The 26,551-nt window shown below is 42.0% G+C and carries 28 protein-coding genes; 11 read left to right on the top strand and 17 right to left on the bottom strand.

All coding sequences use genetic code 11. The features are described 5' to 3' along the window. The first annotated feature begins 50 nt into the window (after positions 1-50). From IM753_RS02550 to IM753_RS02570, 5 genes are all read left to right on the top strand, one after another. On the top strand, positions 51-1,052 hold the full coding sequence (locus IM753_RS02550) for a siderophore ABC transporter substrate-binding protein (protein WP_065256023.1): 1,002 nt from the start codon (positions 51-53) through the stop codon (positions 1,050-1,052). A gap of 73 nt (positions 1,053-1,125) precedes the next feature. Beyond that, a complete protein-coding gene (locus IM753_RS02555) occupies positions 1,126-1,653 on the top strand; it encodes a hypothetical protein (RefSeq protein WP_194108585.1) in 528 nt (175 codons plus the stop codon). Between the two features lie 259 nt (positions 1,654-1,912). Beyond that, the gene (locus tag IM753_RS02560; protein WP_194108586.1) at positions 1,913-2,914 is read left to right on the top strand and encodes an ABC transporter permease; all 1,002 of its coding nucleotides are present in this window, start codon (positions 1,913-1,915) and stop codon (positions 2,912-2,914) included. Positions 2,915-2,923: 9 nt separating this feature from the next. Further along, a complete protein-coding gene (locus tag IM753_RS02565) occupies positions 2,924-3,895 on the top strand; it encodes an iron chelate uptake ABC transporter family permease subunit (protein WP_065256021.1) in 972 nt (323 codons plus the stop codon). Then, positions 3,892-4,653, top strand: coding sequence for an ABC transporter ATP-binding protein (locus IM753_RS02570; RefSeq protein WP_029103498.1), 762 nt, complete (start codon positions 3,892-3,894; stop codon positions 4,651-4,653). Before IM753_RS02565 ends, IM753_RS02570 begins: the two co-directional genes overlap by 4 nt. Positions 4,654-4,685: 32 nt before the next feature. On the opposite strand, the gene IM753_RS02575 is transcribed toward IM753_RS02570, so the two are convergent. The 11 genes from IM753_RS02575 to creC all read right to left on the bottom strand — a co-directional run bounded on the left by IM753_RS02575 (position 4,686) and on the right by creC (position 13,939). Further along, entirely contained in the window at positions 4,686-6,563 is a 1,878-nt protein-coding gene (locus tag IM753_RS02575) for a hypothetical protein (RefSeq protein WP_065256019.1), read from the bottom strand. Next, positions 6,550-7,053: an ABC-three component system middle component 5 gene (locus tag IM753_RS02580; protein WP_065256018.1), complete on the bottom strand. Its 504-nt coding sequence runs from the start codon at positions 7,051-7,053 to the stop codon at positions 6,550-6,552. The genes IM753_RS02575 and IM753_RS02580 overlap by 14 nt, the downstream gene beginning before the upstream one ends. Beyond that, positions 7,037-7,519: an ABC-three component system protein gene (locus IM753_RS02585; protein WP_370582814.1), complete on the bottom strand. Its 483-nt coding sequence runs from the start codon at positions 7,517-7,519 to the stop codon at positions 7,037-7,039. The genes IM753_RS02580 and IM753_RS02585 overlap by 17 nt, the downstream gene beginning before the upstream one ends. A gap of 8 nt (positions 7,520-7,527) precedes the next feature. Then, positions 7,528-7,878 (bottom strand): hypothetical protein, encoded by a 351-nt coding sequence (locus tag IM753_RS02590; RefSeq protein WP_194108587.1) that lies wholly within the window; start codon positions 7,876-7,878, stop codon positions 7,528-7,530. A 218-nt stretch (positions 7,879-8,096) separates the two neighbouring features. After that, entirely contained in the window at positions 8,097-9,281 is a 1,185-nt protein-coding gene (locus IM753_RS02595) for a CynX/NimT family MFS transporter (protein WP_194108588.1), read from the bottom strand. Positions 9,282-9,523: 242 nt separating this feature from the next. Next, complete coding sequence (gene nqrM, locus IM753_RS02600; protein ID WP_065256015.1) at positions 9,524-9,790, bottom strand: (Na+)-NQR maturation NqrM; 267 nt, start codon at positions 9,788-9,790, stop codon at positions 9,524-9,526. 110 nt (positions 9,791-9,900) lie between these two features. After that, entirely contained in the window at positions 9,901-10,125 is a 225-nt protein-coding gene (locus tag IM753_RS02605) for a hypothetical protein (RefSeq protein ID WP_065256014.1), read from the bottom strand. Then, positions 10,112-10,411, bottom strand: a complete 300-nt coding sequence (locus tag IM753_RS02610; protein ID WP_065256013.1) for a BrnT family toxin — start codon at positions 10,409-10,411, stop codon at positions 10,112-10,114. Before IM753_RS02610 ends, IM753_RS02605 begins: the two co-directional genes overlap by 14 nt. Positions 10,412-10,653: 242 nt before the next feature. Then, entirely contained in the window at positions 10,654-10,824 is a 171-nt protein-coding gene (locus IM753_RS02615; RefSeq protein ID WP_156065105.1) for a hypothetical protein, read from the bottom strand. Further along, a complete protein-coding gene (gene creD, locus IM753_RS02620) occupies positions 10,817-12,388 on the bottom strand; it encodes a cell envelope integrity protein CreD (RefSeq protein ID WP_065256012.1) in 1,572 nt (523 codons plus the stop codon). The genes IM753_RS02615 and creD overlap by 8 nt, the downstream gene beginning before the upstream one ends. A 90-nt stretch (positions 12,389-12,478) precedes the next feature. Beyond that, complete coding sequence (gene creC, locus IM753_RS02625) at positions 12,479-13,939, bottom strand: two-component system sensor histidine kinase CreC (protein ID WP_065256011.1); 1,461 nt, start codon at positions 13,937-13,939, stop codon at positions 12,479-12,481. A gap of 114 nt (positions 13,940-14,053) precedes the next feature. On the opposite strand from creC, the gene IM753_RS02630 reads away from it, so the two are divergent. After that, positions 14,054-14,917, top strand: coding sequence for an MBL fold metallo-hydrolase (locus IM753_RS02630; protein WP_194108589.1), 864 nt, complete (start codon positions 14,054-14,056; stop codon positions 14,915-14,917). A 12-nt stretch (positions 14,918-14,929) separates the two neighbouring features. On the opposite strand, the gene IM753_RS02635 is transcribed toward IM753_RS02630, so the two are convergent. The 6 genes from IM753_RS02635 to grpE all read right to left on the bottom strand — a co-directional run bounded on the left by IM753_RS02635 (position 14,930) and on the right by grpE (position 22,210). Next, positions 14,930-15,667 (bottom strand): response regulator, encoded by a 738-nt coding sequence (locus IM753_RS02635; RefSeq protein ID WP_194108590.1) that lies wholly within the window; start codon positions 15,665-15,667, stop codon positions 14,930-14,932. Positions 15,668-15,769: 102 nt separating this feature from the next. After that, on the bottom strand, positions 15,770-16,705 hold the full coding sequence (locus tag IM753_RS02640; RefSeq protein WP_194092625.1) for a hypothetical protein: 936 nt from the start codon (positions 16,703-16,705) through the stop codon (positions 15,770-15,772). After that, on the bottom strand, positions 16,692-17,222 hold the full coding sequence (locus tag IM753_RS02645) for a hypothetical protein (protein WP_194108591.1): 531 nt from the start codon (positions 17,220-17,222) through the stop codon (positions 16,692-16,694). The genes IM753_RS02640 and IM753_RS02645 overlap by 14 nt, the downstream gene beginning before the upstream one ends. A gap of 2 nt (positions 17,223-17,224) precedes the next feature. Next, positions 17,225-19,393, bottom strand: a complete 2,169-nt coding sequence (locus IM753_RS02650; protein ID WP_194108592.1) for a class I SAM-dependent DNA methyltransferase — start codon at positions 19,391-19,393, stop codon at positions 17,225-17,227. Between the two features lie 110 nt (positions 19,394-19,503). Beyond that, complete coding sequence (dnaK, locus tag IM753_RS02655; RefSeq protein WP_065255056.1) at positions 19,504-21,423, bottom strand: molecular chaperone DnaK; 1,920 nt, start codon at positions 21,421-21,423, stop codon at positions 19,504-19,506. 268 nt (positions 21,424-21,691) lie between these two features. Then, positions 21,692-22,210, bottom strand: a complete 519-nt coding sequence (grpE, locus tag IM753_RS02660; protein ID WP_065255057.1) for a nucleotide exchange factor GrpE — start codon at positions 22,208-22,210, stop codon at positions 21,692-21,694. A gap of 106 nt (positions 22,211-22,316) precedes the next feature. Between grpE and IM753_RS02665 the strand changes: the two genes are divergently transcribed. From IM753_RS02665 to rsmH, 5 genes are all read left to right on the top strand, one after another. Further along, positions 22,317-22,598: a hypothetical protein gene (locus tag IM753_RS02665; protein ID WP_065255058.1), complete on the top strand. Its 282-nt coding sequence runs from the start codon at positions 22,317-22,319 to the stop codon at positions 22,596-22,598. Then, positions 22,579-22,980, top strand: coding sequence for a type II toxin-antitoxin system VapC family toxin (locus tag IM753_RS02670; protein ID WP_065255059.1), 402 nt, complete (start codon positions 22,579-22,581; stop codon positions 22,978-22,980). Before IM753_RS02665 ends, IM753_RS02670 begins: the two co-directional genes overlap by 20 nt. Positions 22,981-23,091: 111 nt before the next feature. Next, complete coding sequence (rlmB, locus tag IM753_RS02675) at positions 23,092-23,832, top strand: 23S rRNA (guanosine(2251)-2'-O)-methyltransferase RlmB (protein ID WP_227713055.1); 741 nt, start codon at positions 23,092-23,094, stop codon at positions 23,830-23,832. Between the two features lie 736 nt (positions 23,833-24,568). Then, entirely contained in the window at positions 24,569-25,408 is an 840-nt protein-coding gene (locus IM753_RS02680; protein ID WP_083108287.1) for an FKBP-type peptidyl-prolyl cis-trans isomerase, read from the top strand. A 125-nt stretch (positions 25,409-25,533) separates the two neighbouring features. Continuing rightward, complete coding sequence (gene rsmH / locus IM753_RS02685) at positions 25,534-26,517, top strand: 16S rRNA (cytosine(1402)-N(4))-methyltransferase RsmH (protein WP_370582599.1); 984 nt, start codon at positions 25,534-25,536, stop codon at positions 26,515-26,517. Positions 26,518-26,551 lie beyond the last annotated feature (34 nt).

The raw sequence follows: 26,551 nt of genomic DNA on the forward strand, positions 1-26,551 counted from the left end.
ATGTAACCATTATTTATTTTTTCATGTTATTCTCATATATAGGACGTGTTATGTTTACCAAAAAACTTTTAGCCCTTGCCGTTGTTGGTGTGTTCGGTCTGACCGCTTGTAACCAAGACAAACCTGCTGAAAAATCAGCCGACACCCAAACTGCCTCCACCGAACAAAAAGCCGACACCGCCACAGGCGATATTACCATCAAGACCGCCACAGGCGAGCAGACTATCCCTGCCAATCCAAACCCCATTGCTGTCTATGACATGACCGCCCTACAAAACTTGACCGCACTGGGCGTGGCGGTTCAGGGTTTCCCTGATATTGCCGATGACCGTGCTTTGGCATTGAACCTAAAAGCACAAGACGCTCCTGCCACCACTCAAATCGGCACATTGTTTGAACCAAATCTAGAAGTGTTGCACGGTCTAAAACCGCAAGCGGTCTTTGTCGGCTCTCGTATGGCAAAACACGCCGAAGAGCTTGGCAAAATCGCCCCAACGTATAATTTGACCATGGACACCAACAACGTCTATGAGTCAAGTAAACAACAGATTACTGATTTTGGTAAGGTGTTTGGTAAAACTGCTGAAGCCGACAAACTCATCGCTGACATTGATAACGCCATTGCCGAGACCAAAAAAGCGGTAGAAGGCAAGGGCAACGGGCTTGCCATTCTTATCAATGGCAACAAAATGAGTGCCTATGGCAAAAACTCACGCTATGGCTATCTACACACCACATTTGGCATTCCTATGGCGGACGCTGACGTGAACAAAAACGAAGAGCGTCATGGTCAGCCCATTAGCTTTGAATATATCCAAAAAGTTGACCCTGATTGGCTATTTGTCCTAGACCGTGGTTCGGCGATTGGCGAAGAAGGCGTATCGGCTAAGGAAGTGCTAAACAACCCACTCATGCACAACACCAAAGCCTATAAAAACAACCAAATCGTCTATGTTAGTGCAGATTCTTATCTTGCTTTTGGTGGCTATTATCAATGGCTAAAAGACACCAAGATTGTTACCGATGCGTTTAATGCAAAAACAGCTCAGTAATTGATATTGGGTCTAAAAAAAGGGGGCGGATTTTATTCGCCCTTTTGCTGATTTTTTTATTTTAGGGAAAATGATGACTGATATCACTGATTATGTTCATCGCCAAATTGCACAATTTGATAACGCTTGCCAAACCGCCAAACCTAGTATGGTGGCATATTTGGCTGATTATTTTGCCAAAATAGACCGCTCGCAGGTGGACACGCTTTGGGTGGAATATAACGATGATTTGGATTTATTTATTTTTTGGTTAGACAAAACAGGCAAAACCTTAAATCGTGGTTTGGCAGGCATGATACCAAAAGAGCATTATCCAACGGGCAATTTTTCATTGGACGAAATAGAAGATGAGCTTTATGATTTTGATTTAGATGATGATGAAGTCATGGAATATTATGATGATATTTCAGATAATATTCATAACAGATTTGAAACATGGTTTATTGATTGTTGGAAACAGGCTAATCAAAACAACGCCCAACCATTACCTGCTTATTTTTCAGAGCATGACAGTATTACAAAATATGATTTGGTAAATCATACCAAAAAGGCATTAAATAACCTTGAAAAAAAACATGGTTGGACGTGTTTATTTGAATGATTTTTTTTGATTAAATATTTTAAAAAAGTCATTGGATAATTTGGGTGATTTATTTGCCAAATTTCATATTGCCATTTGCCATAGGGCGAATAAATTACCCCTACACATCTAGATTTTAAAAATACGGTTTATCAAAGGGCGTGGAAAGCACGCCCCTACAATGTCCGACTTTTAAATATATTTTGATTTAACCATGTCAATTTATCATATAAACCTCTTTGTCCTGCCATACCCTTAGGAATTATCACTTAGGAACCCTATGACCACAGCGACACTCTCTACCCCGAAGTCCGCCCCAAAATCTCGGTGGTCGCCAGCATTTGTCAATGTTGGTGCATTTTTGCTTTTGTTTGTTTTGATTGTCATCAGCATTTCGGTGGGGGTGGCGGATTTTTCATGGGCAAAGCTCTTTGACGACACCGACAACAGCTCACAGTTATTTTTGGTGAGCCGTCTGCCCCGTACGCTCGCCTTGATTTTGACGGGGGCGAGCATGGCGATAGCGGGCATGATGATGCAGGTCGTGCTAAAAAACCGCTTTGTTGAGCCGTCCATGGTGGGGGCGACACAGTCGGCGGTGCTTGGGATTTTGCTGACAAGCCTATATATGCCAACCTTGCCCCTTTTGGGTAAGATGAGCGTGGCAACCGTCATGGCGTTTGGTGGTATGATGATTTTTATGCAGATTATCAAACGCTTACCGCCCACGGACTTTCTCATCATTCCGCTTGTGGGGATTGTGTTTGGGGGGATTATTGATTCGTTTACGCTGTTTTTGGCGTATCAGACCGAGACGGTGCAAATGCTGTCGGTGTGGCGGTTTGGTGATTTTTCTAGCGTGCTGGCAGGGCGGTATGAGACCTTGTGGCTGGTGGGGATTTTGTCCGCCATTGCCTATATCATGGCAGACCGCTTGACCATTATTGGGCTTGGGGACGGTATCGCCAAAAACTTAGGCGTTAATAAAGATGCTGTCATGTGGCTAGCGATAGGCATGGTGGCGATGATAAGTGCGGTGGTGGTGGTTACGGTGGGAGCGATTAGTTTTGTGGGGCTTGTCGTGCCAAATATCATCAGCCGTCTGGTCGGAGACCGCCTGCGAGTGTCGCTTCCTGCGGTGGCGTTGCTTGGTGCGTCTTGTGTCCTTTTGTGCGACATTATCGGTCGTGTGATACGCTATCCCTTTGAAATCCCTGTCTATGTCGTCTTTGGCGTGCTGGGGTCGGCACTGTTTTTGTGGCTTTTGTCAAAATCAAAATAGGGGCGTGTGATGAATTTTATAAAAAAGTTATTGGGCAATCCTATTTTATTGGCGTTTATCGTGCTTGTGATTGGCTGTGGGCTGTATTTGACCTTAAATGTGATGAGTTGGGATTTTGCCTTGCCCCTGCGTACTCGCAAACTCATCGCTTTTTTGGTGGTGGGCTATGCGGTGGGGGTGTCCACGCTACTGTTTCAGACGCTTACGCATAACCCCATTTTAACGCCAAGTCTCTTGGGCTTTGATGCCTTATATGTCTTGATACAGAGCCTTATGCTGTTCTTTTTGGGTATGCTAAGTTATGTAACCTTGCCAACGGTGGGCAAATTTGCCTTTGAAGTGGCGGTCATGATGATGATGTCGGTGATTTTGTTTCGTTTTTTGTTTACCAAACACAATCAAGACTTAACACGGCTTATCTTGGTGGGCGTGATTTTTGGGACGTTGTTTCGTAGCTTATCCTACATGGTTGCTCGCATGATAAATCCTGATGAATTTGTAACCGTGCAAGCCAATAGTTACGCCAGTTTTACCGCTATTAATGTCAATTTGCTTATCACCAGCGTGGTGCTGTCGGTGGCGACTTTTATTTATGTATGGCGACAACGGTTTGCATTGGACGTGCTACTGCTTGGCAGAAATTGTGCCATTTCGCTTGGCGTGCCGTATCATAAGCTCTCACTCGGCATTTTGATGACAATCTCGCTACTGGTATCCATGGCAACCGCTCTTGTGGGCCCGATTACGTTTTTTGGGCTTTTGGTGTGTGCTTTGACCAATCGTTTTTGCACCAAAATGGCTCATGGCGAACGGCTCATCTTGGTAACACTCATCGCCAGTAGCACGCTCATCGTGGGGCAGGCGGTGTTTGAGCATATTTTTAAAATGGCAGGCGTGCTTGAAGTGGTGATTGAGCTGTTTGGTGGGGTGGCGTTTTTGCTACTGATTTTTACGCAATACAATAAAGGAAAAAGAGCATGATAAAAGTAAAAAACGTAAGCCACAACATCGGCGATTTACCCATTTTAAAAAACGTAAACTTTGAGCTACCCACAGGGCAAATCATCGCACTCATCGGGGCGAACGGGGCGGGCAAAAGTACGCTGTTTAGCCTGATGGCTCGTATGAATCCGTTGCAGGACAAATCCGCCTGTATTAGCTTTGACGGACACGACATCAGCACCGCCACAGATAGCGACATGGCAAAAGTGGTCGCCATGCTCGCCCAAGAAAACCACATTCAGGGGCGACTGCGTGTGCGTGAGCTACTCATGTTTGGGCGTTATCCTTATCATCAGGGCAGACCCACACAGGCGGATAAGGATAAGGTGGAAGAGATGATTACAACCTTTGAATTGGAGCCACTTGCCGAGCGGTTTTTGTCCGACTTGTCGGGCGGTCAGCGTCAGCGTGTGCTGATTGCCATGGTGGTGTGCCAAGATACGCCATATATCCTGCTTGATGAACCGCTCAACAACCTAGACATGTACCACGCAGGGCGACTCATGCGACAGATGAAAGTGCTGGCAAGTCGTGGCAAAACGGTGGTCATCGTGCTACACGACATCAACCAAGCGTCCCAATTTGCCGATACGGTCGTGATGATGAAAGGGGGCGAAGTGGTGTCGGTGGGTACGCCAAAAGACGTGCTAACCGCTGAAAATATGAAAGTACTGTATAACGTGGACGTAACGGTGCTAATGCACAATGGTAAGCCGATTGTGGTGGATGTGGTGTGAGAAAGGGGCGAATGTTCGCCCTTTGCATATGCTTAGCTTTTAATTTTCAATGTATGATTTTCACTGGTATAAAAATCCCCAATACAATATTCTGAATTATTTAATTCTTCAGCAATCATTGACGTAGTAAAAATAATCTGATGTTTTACGGTTAATTTTTTAGATTCGGCAACAATTAGTTTTTGAAAATTTTTACTCCTTGCTTCTTCCATGCCTTTATCTTCAATATTATCCATTATGGCTAATCTTGGATACAAGAAACTTTTATCCTGACAAGAGGCTATCAAAAGAGCTAATTTAAAACAGCTTTTTAAAAAAGCGGTTGAACTTGCTGAAAACATGCTGACGCCATCAACTTTGATAATATCATTGGAAAAACTAAAGCTAACCTCCTTTGCTTTCTTAAAAGAATCTTCTCTATCTAAATCTTGTTTGATTAAATCTAGCACAATACCTGATATTTTTGATTCTTTTGATAGCTTAACCTGCTCATTTTTTTTAACAATTTTATCGATGTCGGAAGACAATTTAGAGACAATCGCTTGCAAGTCATCCCTTTTTTCTTTTAATATTTCAAATTTTGACAGCTGAGCAATCTTTTCTTGCAAATGGATATTTTGTTGCTCTAAATTTCCAATTTCCAATAAAGCGAGTCTATTTTGTGTAGATAGTCCGCCAATAGGTTTTTCCATAACCATTAATTTTGCTCTTACATTATCGATATTTTGATTTATTGTAGCAAGTTCGGACTCTGATTCTTCATATCTTTCTTGATATTTTGGCAATAAGCTTTGTGTTTCTTGAATCTGGAATTCAATATTTTTTTGCAGTCGATATGTTGGTTTTTCGTATTCTTCTGACTGTTCTGAACCACAAACATTGCAAGTTGTATGACTTGTGGTGGGTTTTAATTTTGAGAAACAAGCAGGGCAATGAATAAACTGTAAATCTGATAAAATATTAATCATTTTTTCAGAATTCTGAACGTCAATCAATCTATTTTTTTGAGATTTAATAAATAATTCTGAGTCTTTTATTTCAAAAAGAATCTTATTTAACTCATCAATTTTATCTTCCTTTTGTCTTAATAATTTGTCAAGTCTATCTCTTTGAGTATAAATTTCTTGACGAGTTTCATTATCGGCAGACTCTTCATTAATATATTCAAGTTGTGCATTAAGTTCAGAAATTCTTTCTTGGTTAAAATTTATTTCTTGATTAATTTCATCAATAGTTTTTATGTCTAAATAAACATGTGTGAATGTTTTTATTTCATTAATTGAATTAGCATGATCTTTTTCATATTCTTTCAGCTCATTCTTTTTGTGAAATAGGTCACTAATCACACCGATTAGTAGATCGCCTATTGCTTCTCTTTTTGTATTGGAGTCAAAGTCTTGTTCACGAAATATCCTACTAACACTTGTTAATTGGTCGGTATAAATCAGACGCAATATTTGATTAAAGTTAATGAAATTATTATCTGTGGATTTGATAATAGGGATATTTAATAATTGAAGCAAGTTTGCGTGATAATTTTGTTTATTTTCTCTATCACTATAGGGAAATAATAGACTATCCTTGATTGAAAAATCATCATAACCTCCTTCAAAGATTCTCATTCCAATTCGTGATTTATTGGATATATCGCGACATAAAGTAAATGTCTTTCCGTTTATCTCTATTTCAATATAAGTTGTAGAGCATTTCAGTGCAATTTCTTTCCATTGCTTTGTTGGAATATCTCCACCTAATGCAAAAAACATTAGCTCCATAATTGTGGATTTCCCAGAACTATTATGTCCGCGAATAATATTCACACCCTGATGAAATTTTTCATCATATACAGTATAGTTTTCTTTTTGAATTACTAAACGCTTTATAAAAAGAGTGGGATCAAACTGTATCATAGCGGAACTCCATTAAGCCAGATCTAGATTTTAAGCCTTTTTCACCCAAAAGATCAATAGCTATTAAAACTCTGATAATTTCTTTATGTATTTCACTAGTAAAGTAAGGATTTTTTGCCAACTGTTCATAGGCTACTTCAAAATATTTCCCTTTTCGCATTACCATATTTTCTTCATCAATATCAATAATTAGTTTGGATTTTAAAACTTGTAGAGCATAGCTTTGAAAATCATTCAGTTCAGAAAATAAAATTTTTCTGTTTGGTAATTCTTCATAAGGTTGCTCAATTTGATTTGCTATATTTTTTTGTATTTTATTTCCTTTTGGAAATGTAAAATATGTATTATTAGTTAAAAATATTGGAAAAACTAAATAAAAATCAATGATTTTTAACTTATCCAATTCAATACTTGATAAGTTGTTTGATGATAAAATATGTATCATTCTAAAACAACAATGGTAAATATCATTTCTAGGGTGATAAATCATATTCGTTATCCCAATCAATGTGGCAATTACCAGTTAAAAGAAATAATAAACCATACATTTCATCTATACTATCGAATAATGAGGACATTTGACAATCCTCCCATAAAGGATTAATGATTCTATCTGCAATGAAATCATCAATTTTTTGATTGGAAAATTCTTTGGATAAAATTTTTCCTTTAATTTGATATTGAAATATGGATAATGTATTACTTAATAGGAATAAAAAAACTTCATTTGCTGTTTTGAATAAGCCATATTTTGCAATTTTTCTGTGGATTTTACTTTTGCTTTCAATGGCTATTTCAACAAGGTGCTTTCTATTACCATCAATCAATTTTTGTTTTAAGCCTCTTGCTAATTTGGGGTTATTCTTTTCAATTTTTCTTTGTAAATAATGTGTAAGCTCTTGGCTTAGTTTTTCAAAATCTGGATTGTCTTGCTTACTTCTCTCAAATTTCTCAATTAATTGGCTTAGTTTTCCGTTTTTTTTTGAATATGCTGATTGAAAGTAATAGGTGAATTATTAGCTACAATGTTTGTATTGTTATTGCCAATATTTGTTTGATTTGTCGAGTTGTCTGCTGTGTTAAGCTCAAAATAGTTGGCATATTGTGAGATAAAGTCTTCCTTGCTTATACTGAGTGGTGAGGTGGGAATGTCTTGACTTTTTGCAAAGATGAGCCTTGCCTGTTCATCGGGCAATTCATAAAGGTTTTCTTGGAAAAATTCTTTGATCTTTCTGGCGGACAGTGTAATACCCTCTTTAAAGTAATCATACATTACACCAGATACGATTGCACCACTTAAAAAATCAAAATCCATAACATGACCTTGTGATTTAATGATTTAAATTTCTATTTTATCACTTCATTTATTAAGCTTCAAGAATTAATATTTGATAAACTGTTAAGGGTGATGTTATCAATTGTTATGATTTGATATGGTGGCTACCCCCACCTTATTCCCCACCAAAAATGCGACCAGCCCAATCACCAACGCAGGCACGACAGCGTGCAAATCCCATAAGGCAATCATATCACTCAATCCACCCTATCCCCACGCCCCGCAAGCCAGCCAAAGCCGACATTGACACACATTAAGATAAATAGCACATACAGCGACAGCTCCCAAGTACCTGTTTTTTCGTACAATTTACCCAGCACCAATGGACCAAAAAACGCCACGCCATAGCCCACCGCCTGCACCATGCCCGACAAATCCCGAGCGGTGTCAAGCCGTGTCGTACGAATAGAAAACAGCATAAGCGACAACGTAAAAATACACGCCCCACCAAAGCCCATGAGTGCCGACCACAGCATGAGATAATCAGGAAACCAAATAAATCCGCCCGACCCCACCACGTTGGCAAGGCTTGCCACTAAGGCGATGATTTTTATGGGAAAATTTCTTTTGATTAAAAAGGTTAATAAAAATATGGCGACAGGGGCGGACAACTGAAAGGCAAGGGCAAGAGAGCTTGCCTGTGCCAAACTTAGCCCATAGCCCATACCAATGGACGGCAAAAAGCTCGCCACCGTATAAAACAGTAACGACTGTATGCCCATATACACGCCCAAATACCAAGCGTCCTTGCTTTTCCATGCGTTAAAATGGCTGGGTGTGCTGGTGGTTTGGGCGGTGTCGGCATGATATAACTTATTGATAAATAACAACATAAAAAACGTCATCACCGCAAACATCCCCCACCACGACAACGCCACCTGCCACGACACCACACCCATGAGCGGTACGACCAGATAGGCACACAGCCCTGCACACACTGACATAGATAGGCTAAACACGCCCGTGGCAAGGGCGATGTGATTGGGAGTGTATTTTTTGATAAAGGGGGCGGTTAAGGCATTTAATAGCCCAATGGCAAGCGACAAAACAACTGTACCAACAAACAGCCCACCCACCCCAAGCCACACCCGAGACAGCACGCCTAGTGCCAGCACCACACCGCTTGCTATCATCATGATTTCAAGCCCAAAACGCTTGGCGAGCATGGGGGCAACCAACGCCCCAAACGCAAACATCGGCATGGGTAACGCCCCCAACAGCCCAATGGCGGACACCGACAGTCCGAGTGCGTCTGTGAGTGTGGGGGCGACCGAGCCTAGCATGACAATGGGTGAACGCATATTTATCGCCAACAACACAAGCGTGATGATAAGCAGGGCAAGGGGTAGGGCGGATTTGTGGGGGTGTGTGGTGTTTGGCATGGCGGTTTGGTGTGGGTAAAGATAGGATTTTAACAAAAAAGAACAAGGCTTGAAAAGGGAAAATTTAGGATAAATAAAAGAAAAAGGGCGTAAATCGCCCTTGTGTCTATGTTGATTTTTGTGTTGGTTATTGTAGGGGTAAATTGCGATTTGCCCTTTTAAGAATTTTACATTTGGGCGAATAAATCGCCCCTTTTTTAAATTCAAATTTTACATTCAAACGGATTTTAAAACCGCCACTATCAAATCTCTTTGGCAATCTTATCCAACGTTGTTTTATTGGCGAGCATGGCTTTTTTGTCGTCTTCGGTTAGGGACTCGCATTTGTTCGGGTCATTGCCACAAAACTGGCAAAACTCATCGCCCATCAGTGTCGCCACGCCCCCGCATGAGCCTTTTAGAGGTTTTTTCTTGACCAAATAACCAATCCCCATAAACAAAAAAAACAGCACAAACACCCCAAAGGTTACAATAAACATGGGGATAAATTGGGCGAGTAAGTCATTCATGGTGTTCTCCTAATTGATAGAGATGAAAGGTGTATTATAAAGAATTTTGCCAAAAAAATCAGTCCGTTTTTTGTAATGCTTATGCCAAAAAACCGTTCATGCCATGCGTTTTAAGTGGCAAACAAAACCCTAATCATTGTGTTTAATCGCTCCCTGTCTTTGGGGGTGTTGTGCTGTTTGATGACTTCTTGGACATCGCTGTCAAAAAAACTGCTCAAATCATCATGGGCTTTTTTTCTTGCCCTTGCCTGTAAGATTTGTGAGTTTTTGGTGGGTGTCGCCCCACTAAAATCAAAATCTTTATAGCGTTCGTAATCTAGGTCAATATTTTGCATTGGCATACTCCTTTTCTTGGTTTTTGCTTGGAAAAAAGGCGGTAATAATGCGATAGGTATCGCCCCTTTGTGTCCAAACCACGACCAATAATCGTGCTTGATTGCTCATACCGATTGTTAGGGTTCTTTGTTCATCATAATCGCCAAAATCATCTTTTTCAAGAGCGTTGTCATCAAAAAATACGCTCGCCACTTCGTCTAATGTAATGCCACGATTTTTATGAACAAGTTCGTACTTTTCATCATGCCATTCAAAAATCAACCCAAATAAGCTAAGAATTGGCATAAATACTGTCCTGTTCTGTGATTGTTTGTTAAAAGGTTTGGCATATTTTCAATAAAATATTTTTTATTATAAAGAATTTTGCCAAAAAAATCAGTCCGTTTTTTGTAATGACTGACCAGTAAATATTCACCCTTTATTAAATTTCTAAATCAGGGCAAATTGCAATTTCCCCACCCGCCCAAATTTTAAAAAATAAAAGGCATTGTTATTTCGCAATGCCTTTTACTTTACCTTATTTTACTCTACACCACTTCCACCCCTGCACACACCTGCCGATGAAAGCTCATCAACAGCTTTAATTTTGGCACATATAGCCAATGCAAAAATTCCACGCAGTCATCTTGTTTAAATTCATCTAAGATTGCTGATTTGGGTTTGCCGATTAGGGTGCTTATGGTTGTGATATTAGTCATGGGTAGTCTCCTGATTGGTTGGCGTTGCTTTGGGTAGATGAATGTTTGGCATGAGTGGCGTATTATCATTTTCATTACTTTCATTTTCATCACTTTCACTGTCATCATTTTGCCCTGTCATGCCATACCAATCCACATGGCGAGTGGCAACCATAATCACGGCAATACACACAAAGGAGAACACCGAACCCATAAGCAAATTCATGCCACTTGCTGAGAGTATCGCATAAAAGCACGCATACAGCGTCCCCAGCACCGCCCCAAAGCCCATGCCACGCCCAAACGAGCCGAGCATATAACAGGCATACCAACCGATAAGCCCCACGCAGGCAAGGCTTGCGATGATATAGGCATATAAAAAGGCGATGTGTTCGGCAAGTGATAACAAGAGCAAATAAAACACAAGCAACGCACTTGCCACCAGCAGATACTGAATGGGGTGAATGGCACAAGCCTTGATAACTTCAAACAAAAAGAACGTCCCAAATGACACCATGATGATAAGTAGAGCGTATTTGATACTGCGGTCGGTCTTGGTGTAGGTGTCGTTGGTATGGATAAAATCGGTCATGAGAGCGTAGTGCGTGTGTTGGTCAAAATCGCCCATGATGCCCCGTGATAGCTCCATGATAAGTTTTTGATTTTGCACGCCTAAGACATGGGCTTGCCATGTCGCCCCAAAGCCGTTATCGGTGAGTGATTTGTGCGTGGGCAGGGCTTGCCCGTGGAATTTGGGATTTTGCCAGTTGCTGTTTAGGGTAACGGTGTTCATCTCGCCAAGCGGTAACACGCCAAAACTGCCAATGCCAGACACGTCAAGCTCAAACTGTACATTTAGCTCCCGACTGCCCATAAAATCATCTTTTATAAAGTCGTCTAAGGTCATGGGCAAAGCCACTTCCAAATGCGGTAAGGCGTTGTCCGTACCAAAGGTGGTAGGATAGCTTTTGCCATTGACGGTTACATCCGTTGGCATGACACCCCGTAAATCGCTTAAGGCAATGATAAGTCTTAATGGTTTGGGGGTGGACTTAGCAGGCTCGGTGGGCGTGGGTGTCGCTTGGGTGGTTTGGTTTTGGGAATTTTGGGTGGCGACTTGCTCGTTTGGGTTGGATTGGACTTGTTCGTTTTGGGATTGCTGATTTTGAGCCTGTTCGTTTTGAGCTTGGCTATCAGGCGATGCTGTTTGGGTAGGCTCGGCAGGCTTGTCAATGTGCAAGGTGTGGGCGGTGGCATGGGCGTTAAAGCTCTGCTGTACGACCACCTTTGTGCCATAGCTTATTGCCCGATAAATGCCCCGTTTGTACTCGTCATCTCGCACATTGCTTGTCGCCTTGATGTCGCTTTTGGTGGGGAAAATGTAGTGCTTCTCATCGCCATGTCCTGCCACCAAAAAGGGCGTGGCTAGGATTTGCGATGACACATGGGACGACTTAATCTCGCTGATAACTTCATCGTGATAAGACTGTCGCTCGCTCACAAGTCCGCTTACGAACATGAGTCCGACAAAGAACACAAGGCATACCGCCCCGATGAGTGATAATTTTGTACCGATTTTTTGCATAAATAACTCCTAAAAACATGAAGTCATTATAAAAATCGTGTGTGTAAAAATTATGGAAAAATGGGGCGGATTTATGGAAAATGTGTGAAATCAGCGTGGCACGCTCATCGCCACAACCACGCAATTATCCTTATCCTGCCCAAAACTCACCGCCCCGCCATGAAGCTCTATCACTTGCTTGACAAGGGTTAGCCCAAGCCCCGTGCTTTTTTGGCGGTGGGTATTGCCCATGCTAAAATACCGCTCAAAGGCTCGTTTGATGATAAAATCGTCCAGCGTGTCGCTGTCGTTTTTGATATGGATAAACGTATCCGTCTCGGTTTGGCTTATATGAATGGCTATCGCACTTTTGCCATAATAAATGGCGTTGTCAATGACGTTTTGCACCGCTTGGGCAAGCCAAAATTCATCAGCACGGATAGAAATACCACTTTTGTCAAATTGCACGGTTTTGCCAAGCTGTTTTAGGGTTGCCGACTGCTGATTTAGGCAAGTTTGAATGAGTGCGTCCAAATCAACATCGCTCATGGTAAGTTTGAAGGTGGGCTGTTCAATCTTGGCAAGGGTCAAAAGTTTGTCCACTAGGGCGGTCAATTTGTCCGTTTGTGATAAAATAATGCCCGTAAACTGCTCACGCTCGGCAAGCGTCAGCTCGTCTGTCAAAATCTCGCTACTGGCACGAATGGCGGTCAGGGGCGATTTTAGCTCGTGCGTGAGCGTGTGGACGTACTCGCTGACGTACGCCTTGTTTTCTATGGTGTCTTTCATGGCGTGAATGCTTGCCATGAGTTCGTTTAGCTCTCGCCCAAGATAAAAATGGGGCGGCGCGGTACTGGCAAGCCCTTTGGTGTAGCGGTTTACGCTGTCTATGCTGTGGCGTAACCACCATGCCATGAGCGTGGCGGTGGCAAGCGTGATTGCCATAATCGTTAAGATAATCTTAATAATCTCATCGGTGCTTTTGTTGATATAAGGAATGAGCGTTTGGGTAGGTTTGCCAACGGACACCACGCCAATTATCCGCCCGTCCGAGACAATCGGGCTTGCCACATACATGACCGAATGCCCGCCGATGTCGGTACTTCTTGCCCCATATTTACCACGCAAGGTCAAATACACGTCATTCCAACGGCTAAAATCCGCCCCCACGCTCGCCCCACGACTGTCATAGATGACCATGCCTGTGCCGTCTGTGATATAGATGTGGTAAGTGCTTGTGGATTTTTGATGATACCAGATTGGCGTGCCAGCAAGCTCGCTCGGGTTGGTAAAGGCGTGAGATAGTTTGGTATTAAGGGATTGATTTAATTCATCTTTTGATAAAGTTGCTACGTCTGTTGCCACGATGTGCGACAGTAGCACCGAGGTATCCACAAGGCTGTCTTCTACCACACGCTTGGCGGACGGTCGCACGGTTTTTTGGACATAATACAGAGCAAGGGACGATGACAATAGGGTAATCAAGGCAAAGGTGAGCCATATCCGCACAAAAATGCTAAAACTTAGGCGTTTTTTAAAAATGCGGTCAAGTAGGGTGTGAAATGTTAGCATGATGATAATTATTTTGATTGAATTTTTTTATTTTAGAATTATCTAAAATAGCATTGTATGAGCTAGTAAGTTATGTTATAAATAACTAAACCATAAATATTAAGGAATAAACACATGAACGTGCATTCTTTTTTAGACCCACAGACCGAGACATATAGCCACATACTCATCGATGATGATACCAAACTGTGTGCCATCATTGATCCTGTGTTAGATTATGACCCTGTGTCGGGGCGGGTGAGTTATGACAATGCTGATAAACTCATGGATTTTATCACAACGCACGCCTTGACGGTCAAATACATCATCGAGACCCACGCCCATGCCGACCATCTTACGTCCGCTCATTATCTAAAAGAGCGACTTGGCGGTCAGACGGTCATCGGCAAGCACATTGCCACGGTTCAGCATATTTTTAAGGACATCTATGACCTTGATGATGATTTTATCCCCAATGCGTCTCAATTTGACCATTTGACCGATGACGGCACGACACTCACGCTCGGCAGTCTTAGCATTACCGCCATGCACGTGGCAGGGCATACCCCTGCGGACATGGCGTATCAGGTAACGGACGGCATACGGCTCATCGTCTTTGTTGGCGATACGTTATTCGCCCCTGATGTTGGCACGGCTCGTTGTGATTTTCCTGCTGGCGACAGTGGTCGGCTCTATGATTCGATACGGCAAATATTGGCATTGCCCGATGAGACGGTCTTGTATCTGTGCCATGACTATCCGCCAGAGCACCGCACGCATAGCCCAACCACCACAGTCGGCGAGCAAAGACGGCATAATATCCATGTCAAAGACGGTATCAGCAAAGATGACTTTATCAACCTAAGAGACGCTCGGGATAAAACCCTATCCGTGCCTAGACTTATGCTTCCGTCTGTACAGGTTAATATCAACGCAGGCGAGTTTTTTACCACCCAAAATGGTAAACCGTATGTCCGCATTCCTGTTAATCAGTTTTAAGTCTTAAAGTTTTTAAGCCAACCCATAACCAAGCCCCCGATGTGTGATGATAATCTCATCATCGCACACTTCTGCCAATTTCTGCCGTAAGGTCTTGATATGACTGTCAATGGTGCGTGATAGGCGGTGTTCGGGGTGGTCAGAGATGCTTGCCAAAATCTGCTCACGGGACAAAATGTGCGTGGGATTGGCAAGTAAAGTGAGCATGATGCCAAGCTCGGTTTTTGATAAGGTTAAGGCGTGATTATTTATAAAAAGTGAATAATCATGGGCTTGATAACGCCAAGTATGCATGCCTGTGGTTTTGGTAAAATCGGTGTGGGCAGGGTCTGATTTGCCTGATGTGCCTGATATATCGGTTTTGTCCGATTTTTGGGTAAAGATGTTTTCTCTACGCCATATCGCTTTTAGCCGTGCTATCAGTTCTCGGGGGCTAAATGGCTTGGCGATGTAGTCGTCCGCCCCCAGCTCCAAACCCAAAATGCGGTCTATCTCGTCCGTGCGTGCTGTCAAAAACAGTATGGGGGCGTGGGCGTGTCTGTCGCCTTGGCGTATCATTTGGCACACGCCAAAACCGTCTCCGTCAGGCAGTCCCACGTCCAGCACGACAGCGTCAAGGCGTGGCGTATCAAGGCAGGGGGCGACTTTGGCAACCGTGTCCGCCCATGACGCGGTATAGCCTTCACGCTCTAAGGCAAAACGCAAGGTCGTGGCAATGGCAGGGTCGTCTTCGATGATGAGAATGTGCATGGTGTGGTGTATGATGTAGCGTGGCTGTGATGTTAAGTTAGCTCATTATACGCCAAAATTGTGGGTTTATGTAGAGCGTGAGTATTTTTCATGGATTTTTCATCACTCATCAAAAGCGATCATACATTCCCTATCATCAATCACACATTCAATCGCTCTATTCAAAAGCTGTTTTAAGTATTTGGCAGTTTTATCCAATTCATAAATGCCAGCCTGTTCATTATACTGATTGTCTAATTCTAAAAAGTTTTCCAATGAAAATTGATCGGTTGGATATTTAATTGGGTTATGGTAAAGTTTGGTGATTTCTTGCTGTTTTTCGCTTGGGAAATCTGGGAATGGGATAATATTCCAATATTTTTGAGCCAAACTTCCTCCATTGCCTCCAACCTTAATACCATTAACTACTTCTTTTTGTGCTAAATAATCCATAAAGCATTTAACGAAGATGCTTAATGTTAAATCTTCCTGATACAGAGTAATACCATGAATGTTGGTAATGTAATTCTCTGTATTTTCACAGATAACTATACTTCTAAAAGTCCCTTCTGCTCCAAAGATAATTTCACCTTGATTTAAGGTTTTTAGTTTCTTTTTATTCCCTAAGTAGCTAATTTTATTCATAATACCATAATTGGAAAAGTTGGTTGGTAAAATTAAATTATAAAAACCATTATGATAAATATCTGAATAAACGCTTTTTCCAATATTACTTTCCTGTAAGTTTTGCCCCCTGCTTAGATGAAATCCCAATTCATAAATTGTGGAAAATCCTGATTTATAATTTTTTATTTTAAATATTTCTTTCTTGAATTTCTTAGAATATAGACCAGTATCCAACCGCCCTATATTTTTTATCTCTTCAAAAGTCGGATAATCAAAAGTAAATCGATTATCTAGCTGATTTTCTAATAATTCTTGCTCTATTTTTTGTAAAATCGCCAAATGTCGCTCTTTAATGAGACTTTCCTTATTGATGATTGCTTGTGTTAATAATTCAATAAATAAAATTGTGTTATCGCTATTATGATTTGGCATGGCGAATGGTTGCTCCTTTTGGTACAATAAAATCCAACTGCTCTCTAAAAATATCATGTTTTATCATTGCTAACAAATAATATTTGTACTTATCTGTCGGCAATTTATACAAAGCTCCTGACAACATATAATTGGGATAATCTTTTTCCAAAATGACAATTTCACCAATATTGCTATCTTTTGAAATAATAACATCACCCTTTTTTAAATCCATTTTTTTAAAATTGCTTGGTATGATTGGAATAGCAGTTTCAGACGTAATTTCAGGCAAAAATGAATGTGCTTGCAGAGCTTTTGTTCGTAAAAAATAGTGAGTGGAGCGTTCAATATAGCTTATTGAACCAACTTCCAATCCTAAATCGCTACGTTTTAAATCACGACTTAAAAAATCTCGTACATAAAGAAAATTGTCATTTTTGATATTTAAATCCCTATACTGCGATGATGAAAAACTATAATTTTTATCAATCATTTCCGATAAAGAAATATGATGTTTTGTGGTAATATATTTACTCATTTTTATTTTTCCTTAATAAAAATATCTTGCAATGACTGCTCTTGACCTAAACACCATTGTTTAAAATCAACAATCGTTTGGCTAAAATCCTCATCTTTAACCGCTTGCCCACTCTCATCAATTTCAATCTCAAAAGTTTCGTAATTAATTTTATAGATTGGCACAAATTGTTTAACTCGTTTACTGGTTTTGACTTCATAGCCTACTTTTTGAATGTCTTTGGCAAAAATTTGATAACCTTGCTTTTTAAGGTTTTCCAATTCTTTATCGCTTGGCTTGTAGGCGACAATGATAGAAGTATTTACCCCAGTCTCGGCAAATACATTGGCAGGCAAATCAAAGATTGCCACAATTCGCATTTTATCCATCAACCATTGACGGGCGATTTTATGGCTGTCAATACTGGCAATGGAATTGGATAGTACAATGCCCATTCTGCCATTTTCTGCCAATATACGATAGGCATTTTCTAAAAATACCACTCCTAAATCTATTTTATTGGCTTGTTTTTTGGATTTTTTATTGTCATTTTGCTCATTATCATCGTTATTGTTGCCATATAAATGCCATAATTCATAGCACTCAATCATTGCTTTATCTTTGTCATCTTTTGGCGTGAATGCACGGTCTTCACCAAATGGTGGATTGGTTAAAACCACGTCAAATTTTTTTAACTCATCATCGTCAGAGCGATTATCCCAATCTCCTTTTTTGTTATCATTGGTGTCTAATTCTAAAATATGACCTTCTTTGTTAAATTTGTGAGATAATGAACCATAGCCTGATTTGGATTCTATTTTTGCATTACCATCACCATTTAATAGCATATTTAAGGTGGCAAGCATAACCATTTGTTCGTCAATATCCATGCCGAATATATTGCCATCGTCCAGTTTACTATTAGAATTTACATAAGAAACAGACAAAAAGTCCGCGATACCGACTGTTGGATCAATCACTGTTTCGCCATTTCTAGGATTAACAATATTGACCAAAAATTCTATAAGTGGCAATGGGGTTACAAATTGGGCATTTTGCTCTTTTGAAAACGGTGTGGCAAATTTATTGAATACCAACTGATAAAGGTCGGTTTTGTGAGAACGCACAAAAGAGTAATGCTGAAATTGACTGACTACCTCAATTAAAACTTTAATGTGATTTTCGTTTTTTTCATTAAATGAATAATTCTTTAAAATACGATGATAAATTCCTGTTGCACTATCTTTTAATTGATTTATGCGGTTAATAAAGTTTTTTATGTTGGCATCGGATAATTTTTTAAAAAACTTTTCGTCATTGGTGATGTAAAAATCCAAATGTCGGCTTGGTGTTTTTTCATTGCGTTTTTCATCAAATATTTTTAGGGACAGAATTTGAATAAGAATTTCAAATCCACGCTGATTGACCATGCCAACCTTATCCATTGTTCGCAAAATATCACTCATCACATCGTTGATTTGTGTAGAATGAATACCAGAAATAATATCTAAATCAAAAATGGTGCGTTTAGATAAATCAATATCTATTTTGTTTTCAATATTTAATAAATCTTGAAAATTAGGAATATTAAAATAAGGGTCTGTTAAATGTAGTGTTAAATCTTTCGTTTTACTATCGTCCCCTTTTGTGTTGTATTCTTCACTATAACGCAAAAATTTGCCATTATGTTTTTTAAATAAATATAGTCGCTCTGTATCGTATAAAGTTCCGAAACAAAAGTTACGATTGCTTTCTTTTAAATAGGCTTTTAGTTGTTTGTCCCAAACTTCACTAATATTTTTATTATCTTCCTTTTTAAATTCAATGGTTGCAATTAAATGGTCTCTCAACCATTCTAAGCTATCGCCATCATTATTTTGATGATAGTTTTGATAATGAGTAAACCAATTCTTGTCGTCAAAAATTGCACCGTCTATTTTGATAGGTGCTGATGACTTGTTGCCTTTTGGGAAATGTATTTCTGTGCCAATATAGTCTTTGGCAAACAAGCCTGAATTAATTAGAGCATACAGAAATTGCCATTTGTAGTATTGCTCATTTCTACCGCCATCCTTTTTCTTAAAATAGGTAGATTTATTTAATGTCAAATGTTCTGGCAAAAAACAAGTAAATTCATCTGCCGAGCCATATTTATCATCAAATTGGGATTTTAACTCTGAAAAATTGGACATATTAATCGTCTCTTAAAAAAATTAGGTAATTATACTCAAAATATCCCAAAAAATCCATGAAAAAACAAGCCCCCAATTTTCATTGAGAGCTTGTCTGTCAAGTCAAAGAATTACTTCTTATCATCTTTCACTTCGGTAAACTCAGCATCTACCACGCCGTCATCGGCAGGTTTGGCGGGCTCGGCTTGACCTGCGTCCGCACCTGCACCAGCTTGGTCAGTGCTATAAATCTTGGTACCGATTGGCAAGAATGCATTATCAAGGGCTTCTAGCTTGGCTTTGATTGCGTCCACGTCATCTTCTTTGGTCGCAAGTTCTAGCTCACTGATTGCCGTTTCTACCGCTTGTTTTTCTTCATCGGTCGCTTTATCGCCATTTTCTTTTAGGGCTTTTTGTACCCCTGCGATACGTCCGTCCGCTTCGTTACGCACGCCCGCAAGCTCGGCAAACTTCTTATCCGCTTCGGCATTGGCTTCGGCATCACGCACCATTTGTTCAATCTCTTCATCCGTCAAACCGCTGTCAGCTTTGATTTGGATAGATTGTGATTTGCCCGTTCCCTTATCCTTAGCAGAGATGTTCATGATGCCGTCTGCGTTGATGTCAAAGGTAACTTCAATCTGTGGCACGCCACGGGGTGCAGGCGGAATGTCGGTTAGGTCAAAGTTGCCCAAAAGTTTGTTTTGGTTGGCAATCTTACGCTCGCCTTGATACACCTGAATGCTTACGGCAGGTTGGTTGTCGGCAGCGGTTGAGAACACTTGTGATTTTTTGGTAGGAATCATCGTGTTTTTCTCAATGATTGCCGTCATTACGCCACCCATGGTCTCAATGCCTAGGGTCAATGGGGTAACGTCAAGTAGCAACACGTCTTTTTTGTCGCCAGAGAGTACCGCACCTTGGATAGCAGCACCGATTGCCACCGCTTCATCAGGGTTCACGTCTTTTCTTGGCTCTTTACCAAAAAACTCTTGCACTTTTTGCTGTACAAGTGGCATACGGCTTTGACCACCCACCAAAATCACGTCATCAATGTCGCTAGCCGACAGACCTGCATCTTCTAGGGCGATTTTACATGGGGCAATCGTGCGAGCCACCAGCTCTTCGGTCAAGGCTTCTAGTTTGGCACGGCTGATTGTTACCACCAAGTGTTTTGGGCCTGTGGCATCTGCGGTGATGTATGGCAAGTTTACTTCGGTAGACGTTGAGCTTGACAGTTCAATCTTGGCTTTTTCGGCAGCTTCTTTTAGGCGTTGCATGGCTAGCGGGTCGCCTTTTAGATTGACGTTTTGCTCTTTTTTGAACTCGTCCACAAGGTAGTCAATCAAAGCAATATCAAAGTCTTCACCGCCTAGGAATGTATCGCCGTTGGTAGATAGCACTTCAAACTGCTGTTCGCCGTCCACGTCCGCAATCTCAATGATAGACACGTCAAACGTACCACCACCCAAGTCATACACCGCAATGGTGCGGTCGCCTTCTTTTTTGTCAAGACCAAACGCAAGGGCAGCAGCGGTTGGCTCGTTGATGATACGCTTAACATCAAGCCCTGCGATACGTCCTGCGTCTTTTGTGGCTTGACGCTGGGCATCGTTAAAGTAAGCAGGGACGGTAACGACCGCTTCGGTTACGGTTTCGCCAAGATAATCTTCGGCGGTTTTTTTCATTTTTTTCAAAACTTCGGCAGAGATTTGTGGCGGTGCTTGTTTTTTACCGTTCACTTCTACCCACGCATCGCCATTGTCGGCTTTGACGATTTTGTAAGGCACAAGACCGATGTCTTTTTGAACCGCTTGTTCGTCATAACGGCGACCGATAAGACGTTTTACGGCAAATAGGGTGTTTTGTGGGTTGGTAACTGCTTGGCGTTTGGCAGATTGACCGACTAGGGTCTCACCGTCTTTGAATGCCACGATAGAAGGCGTAGTTCTGGCACCTTCGGCATTCTCAATGACTTTGACGTTGCCATTTTCTAGGACTGCCACACAAGAGTTGGTTGTACCTAAGTCAATACCGATAACTTTACCCATAATTTTTCTCCGATTTGTTAAGTGAATTTAAGTGATTTTTTGGCAAATTTGCAAAACAGTTTTGCCAAACTTGTCTGTTATATTTGTGTCAAATTTGGATTTTCAAGAGAAAATTTGACAAATTTTTAAAAAATTTTTTGTAAAAATTTTGTTTTAAGCCATTGAAATTTAAAACAAAATCCATAGGCGTTGATAAAATTTTGCCTATGTGTTTTTGATGATTTATCCAGTAGGGGCGAATTGCAATTCGCCCACATTTAGGGCAAGGCTATGCCCCTACAAGCACCATTGCAGGGCGTAACGTACGTTCATTTAAGGTATAACCCTTTTGCAACACTTGACCAATGGTGTCTTTGTCGGCATCAGGGAAAATGCCCACCGCTTCATGAATATCAGGGTTAAAGGCATCGCCAATCTCACCCACGGCAACCACGCCATTACGTTCTAGGACGGTCAGTAGTGATTTGTGGGTCAAGCGTAGCCCTTCAAGGGTAGCTTCATCTGCCCCTGCTTGCTCACTGGCTTGTAGACCACGCTCCAAGTTATCCACCACGTCAAGCAGTTCTTTGGCGAACTTTTGTAGGGCGAATTTTTTTGCCTTTTCGGTTTCTTGCTCCATACGGCGTTGGGCGTTGTAGGACTCGGCATTGGCACGAGCCTGTGCTTCTTTGGCTTCTTTGACTTCGGCTTCAAGCGTTTCAATGGTGGCAATCAGTTTGGCAAGCTCGTCCGTCTCGGTAGGCTCGGTTTGTTCGTTTTCGTTTAGGATTGGCTCTTGTTCGCTCATGGTGTTCTCCAAATGGGATAAAATTCCCCTTATTGATAAAGGTTATGGGGCAAAATTTCAAGGGAGAATGTCGGTTTGGGCAAAAATTTTGTTATAATGGGGCAAAATGCAATTAGGATATGCCATGCTGATTTTAGACCTACCGCCCAGCGTAGAACAAACGCTCATCGCTCACGCTCACGCCCAAGATTTAAGCGTAAGCCAATACGTCCAAAACCTATTGCCAAAAGCCGACCAATCCAACCAAGACCCCCATGAAAATTTGGCATGGGAGCATGGTAAAGAGTTGTTTGGTTGTTGGGAAAGTCATGACGGCACATTAAGCCAAAATGTCAAAAAATTAGTCCTACAAAAGGTATTGGAAAAGCATGGCAAAAATATTGATTGATAGTGGTATTTTTGTGGCGTTGTTTGATAAAAGTGATAAATATCATCAACAATCCGTGCAATTTATCAAAGACAATAAAAAGCCGTTAATCACAAGTTTGGCGTGTGTTACCGAAGCCATGTTTTTACTTGCTCACCCACGCCCACAAAATGCCTTGTTAAATTTTTTGCATTTGGCACGCATTGAGATTGCCGAATTTAGCCATAAAGATATGCCAGCATTGGCGGATTTGATGAGCCAATACAGCAACGTGCCAATGGATTTTGCGGACGCTTGTCTTGTGCATTTGGCACAGCGTGAGACATTAAGCCACATTGCCACCATTGACAGCGATTTTCGCATTTATCGCATTCACGGTTATCCGTTTCGTGTGATGATTTAAAATAACCCCATTTGGAAAACCCCCATGACCACCCAAAAATCCTTTAAAAAAGACCCCAAAAAAGACGTTCAAAAAAACAAAAAACCCACCCAAAAACCCAAAAAACCCACCATGCCCCATTTTTATGGGACGCACGCCATTAAAGCGATTTTAAATACTCGCCCAATGGACGCCAAAGCCCTATTTGTGCAAAGCTATGACAATCATCACAACGACAACCACGATGAGATTATCGCCCTTGCCACATCGCTTGGCGTGTCGGTACAAACCGCCCAAAAAGACACATTGACCGAACTGTGTGGCAGTCCCCAACATCAAGGCGTGGTGCTGTCGGCACGTTCTCGCCCCATGCTGGACGACAGCGAGCTTGATAGCCTAGCAGGGCAGGATAATGCGGTGTTTTTGGTGCTAGACCAGATTACCGACCCACACAATTTTGGGGCGTGTCTGCGAACGGCAAGTGCCATGGGCGTATCAGCAGTCATCGTGCCACGTCATCAAAGCGTGGGGCTAACGCCAACGGTCGCCAAAGTCTCGGTAGGCGGAGCAGAGAGTGTGCCTGTGGTTGCGGTAACTAATCTGGCACGGTGTTTGGAGAAGTTAAAATCGGCAGGGGTGTTTGTGTTTGGCACGGCTCTTGATGAGAGTGCCAAGCCCTTGCAGGCGTGTGATTTTGGCGGAAAAGTCGCCATTGTCATGGGGTCAGAAGGGGACGGCATGAGACGGCTCACAGGCGAGCTGTGTGATACGCTCGTTTATATCCCCATGACGGACAACCCCGACCGCCCTCAGAGTCTGAACGTGAGCGTGGCGACAGGTATGGTGCTGTGGGAAGTTTTTAGAAGTCGTTAGGATAAGGGGTGCTTATTTTGTTTTGGCATTGTTGATGAATAATACACTCTACAAAATGAAAAAGTGCTACGGTTTCCGTTCGTGGTGAGCCTGTCGAACCATGACGGAAACCGACCCTTCGACAAGCTCAGGGTGAACGGTTTCCGTAGTAAAATTCAATTTTTTTGACTGTACCTTTGAATAGATGTGTAGGGGTAAATTGCCATTTGCCCTGTGATAGATATGAATATATTGCACATTTATATGGTAAAAATTATCTTAATTGGCTAATGCTTTGTTTTTTAAAAATGCCTATTTGTCGATTACCAAATCCAAAATCTACCCTTATTTATCCAATCGCCCCACCCCAGCTTTGTCTTTCATAAAAGCATAAAAGACAGATAAAGTAACAATAATCATACTCAAGCGTTTTATATCATTAAAAATTTTTTGCAATCATCATGGCGATTTTTATGTTTTTTTGGTATGATATGCTGTATTTTTTCGCCAAGTGATTTTGTAAGCGATTTTGGGTGTTGGACAGTTAGCACGCCCATTTGATGATTTTGCCAATATTTACTAACGGCGTTTTATTTTTTGGTAGTAGTCTAAAAAGTATGCTGAACTAGGTTTTCCGTTCACCCTGAGCTTGTCGAAGGGTAGGAAAACCGTTATGGTTCGACAAGCTCACCACGAACGGTTTTCCTTGTAGCATACTTTTTGAACCAGAGCCTATTTTTTAAATAAGAGACACACAATGAAAACCACTCGCACCACTTTTTTGATGACTGCCCTAATGGCGTCCATGCTTGCCCTAACAGGCTGTAACAAAGAGAGCAATACCGCCAAACCTGCCAGCACCGCAAACATCAGCGAACAAAGCCCTGAAATGGACAAAATCAGCTACATCTTGGGTCATGACGCAGGCAGAAACCTAAAAGAAATGGACGGCGAGATTAACCCAAAAATCATCGCAGCGGCACTCTCTGAGGGTTTTGAGGGCAAAGAGAGTAAATTTACCGATGAGCAAGCTCGTGCCATCTTTGAAGAATACCAAACACGCAAAGAAGCAGAAGCGGTCAAAGAGCTAGAAACCAAAGCGACCACTAACAAAGAAGCAGGGGCAAAATTCTTAGAAGAAAATAAAGCCAAAGAAGGCGTAAAAACCACGCCATCAGGACTACAATATAAAGTCATTACCGAAGGCACAGGAGCCAAGCCTAAGGCGACAGATGTGGTGGTGGCACACTATGAGGGTAAGACCATTGATGGCAAAGTCTTTGACAGCTCGTATGAGCGTGGCGAGCCTGCCCAGTTTGACCTAGGTCACATGATTCCCGGTTTTACCGAAGGCGTGCAACTCATGCCTGCTGGCAGTAAATATGAGTTTTATCTACCGTCAGAGTTGGGTTATGGCGAAGCAGGGGCACCGCCTGTGATTGAACCTAACAGCACCTTGATTTTTACCGTAGAGCTACTAGATGAAGCCAGTGCCAAAAAGGCGACTGCCGATGCCCAAGCTGCTACCGAAGCACAAATGGCAGAGTTGATGAAGCAGTTGGAAACACAGGCAACAGAGCCAGCGACCAACCAATAATCATCGCCATGGGTGACGCCGACCCAAGCAAGCCAAGTGCGTCGAGACGGACTTGGTTTTTGTTTTTATCAAGACTGATTTTAAGCCGATTTTAAACCAAACACCCAAACACATCCAAGCCTATTATCATGACCACGACCGACCACACACCTGCCTTTATTCATCAGACTGTCCTACTGCATGAGACGGTAGCAGGCGTGCTTGGTGTGTCCGATTTGTCGGGTGTGTCGCCACAGGCAGGCGTGTATGTCGATGCCACCTTTGGGCGTGGGGGGCATAGCCGTCTGTTGCTTAAATATTTGACACCCGATAGTACGCTTATTGTCTTTGACAAAGACCCGCAAGCGATAGCGGTAGCACACGAGCTTGCCAACACCGACCGCCGTGTGGTGGTGGTGCATGACAGCTTTGCCAATCTTAATGAAAATTTGGCAAAACTTGGCATCAATCAAGTGGACGGTATCATGGCGGATTTGGGCGTGTCTAGCCCACAGCTTGATGATGGCTCTCGTGGGTTTAGCTTTATGAAAGATGGGGCGGTGGATATGAGAATGGACACGAGCCGTGGACAAAGCGTGGGGCAGTGGCTCAAAGTTGTGGACGAGGAAACCCTTGCCAATGTGCTTTATGAATATGGCGAGGAGCGTCATAGCCGTAGAATCGCCCGTGCGATTAAGGCGATGGACAGCTATGATTCCACGTTGGCACTTGCCGAGACTATCAAACAAGCTCACCCTGCTTGGCAAAAAGGCAAGCACCCTGCCACGCAGAGTTTTCAAGCCATGCGGATATTTATCAATAATGAACTGGGTGATGTCAAAGATTTTTTACATCAAACCCTAACCGCCCTAAAATCAGGCGGACAGCTTGCCGTCATTAGCTTTCATTCGCTAGAAGACCGCATCATCAAGCAGTTTTTAAACAATCACAGCAAAGGGCGACATGAGGGCGATGATAAAATGCCCCTACCGCCAAAACGCCCAAAATACTTTGATAAGCCCTATCGCATCGCCCCAAGTGATGGCGAGGTGCGTGCCAACGTGCGTGCCAGAAGTGCCTATTTGCGTGGGGCAAGGCGAAATCAGACGGCATTTGAGCCATCCAATTGATTTATTATAGCCATGATTTGTCCCATTTAATTTA

The sequence above is a fragment of the Moraxella sp. K127 genome, assembly GCF_015223095.1.
Classification (GTDB): Bacteria; Pseudomonadota; Gammaproteobacteria; order Pseudomonadales; family Moraxellaceae; genus Moraxella.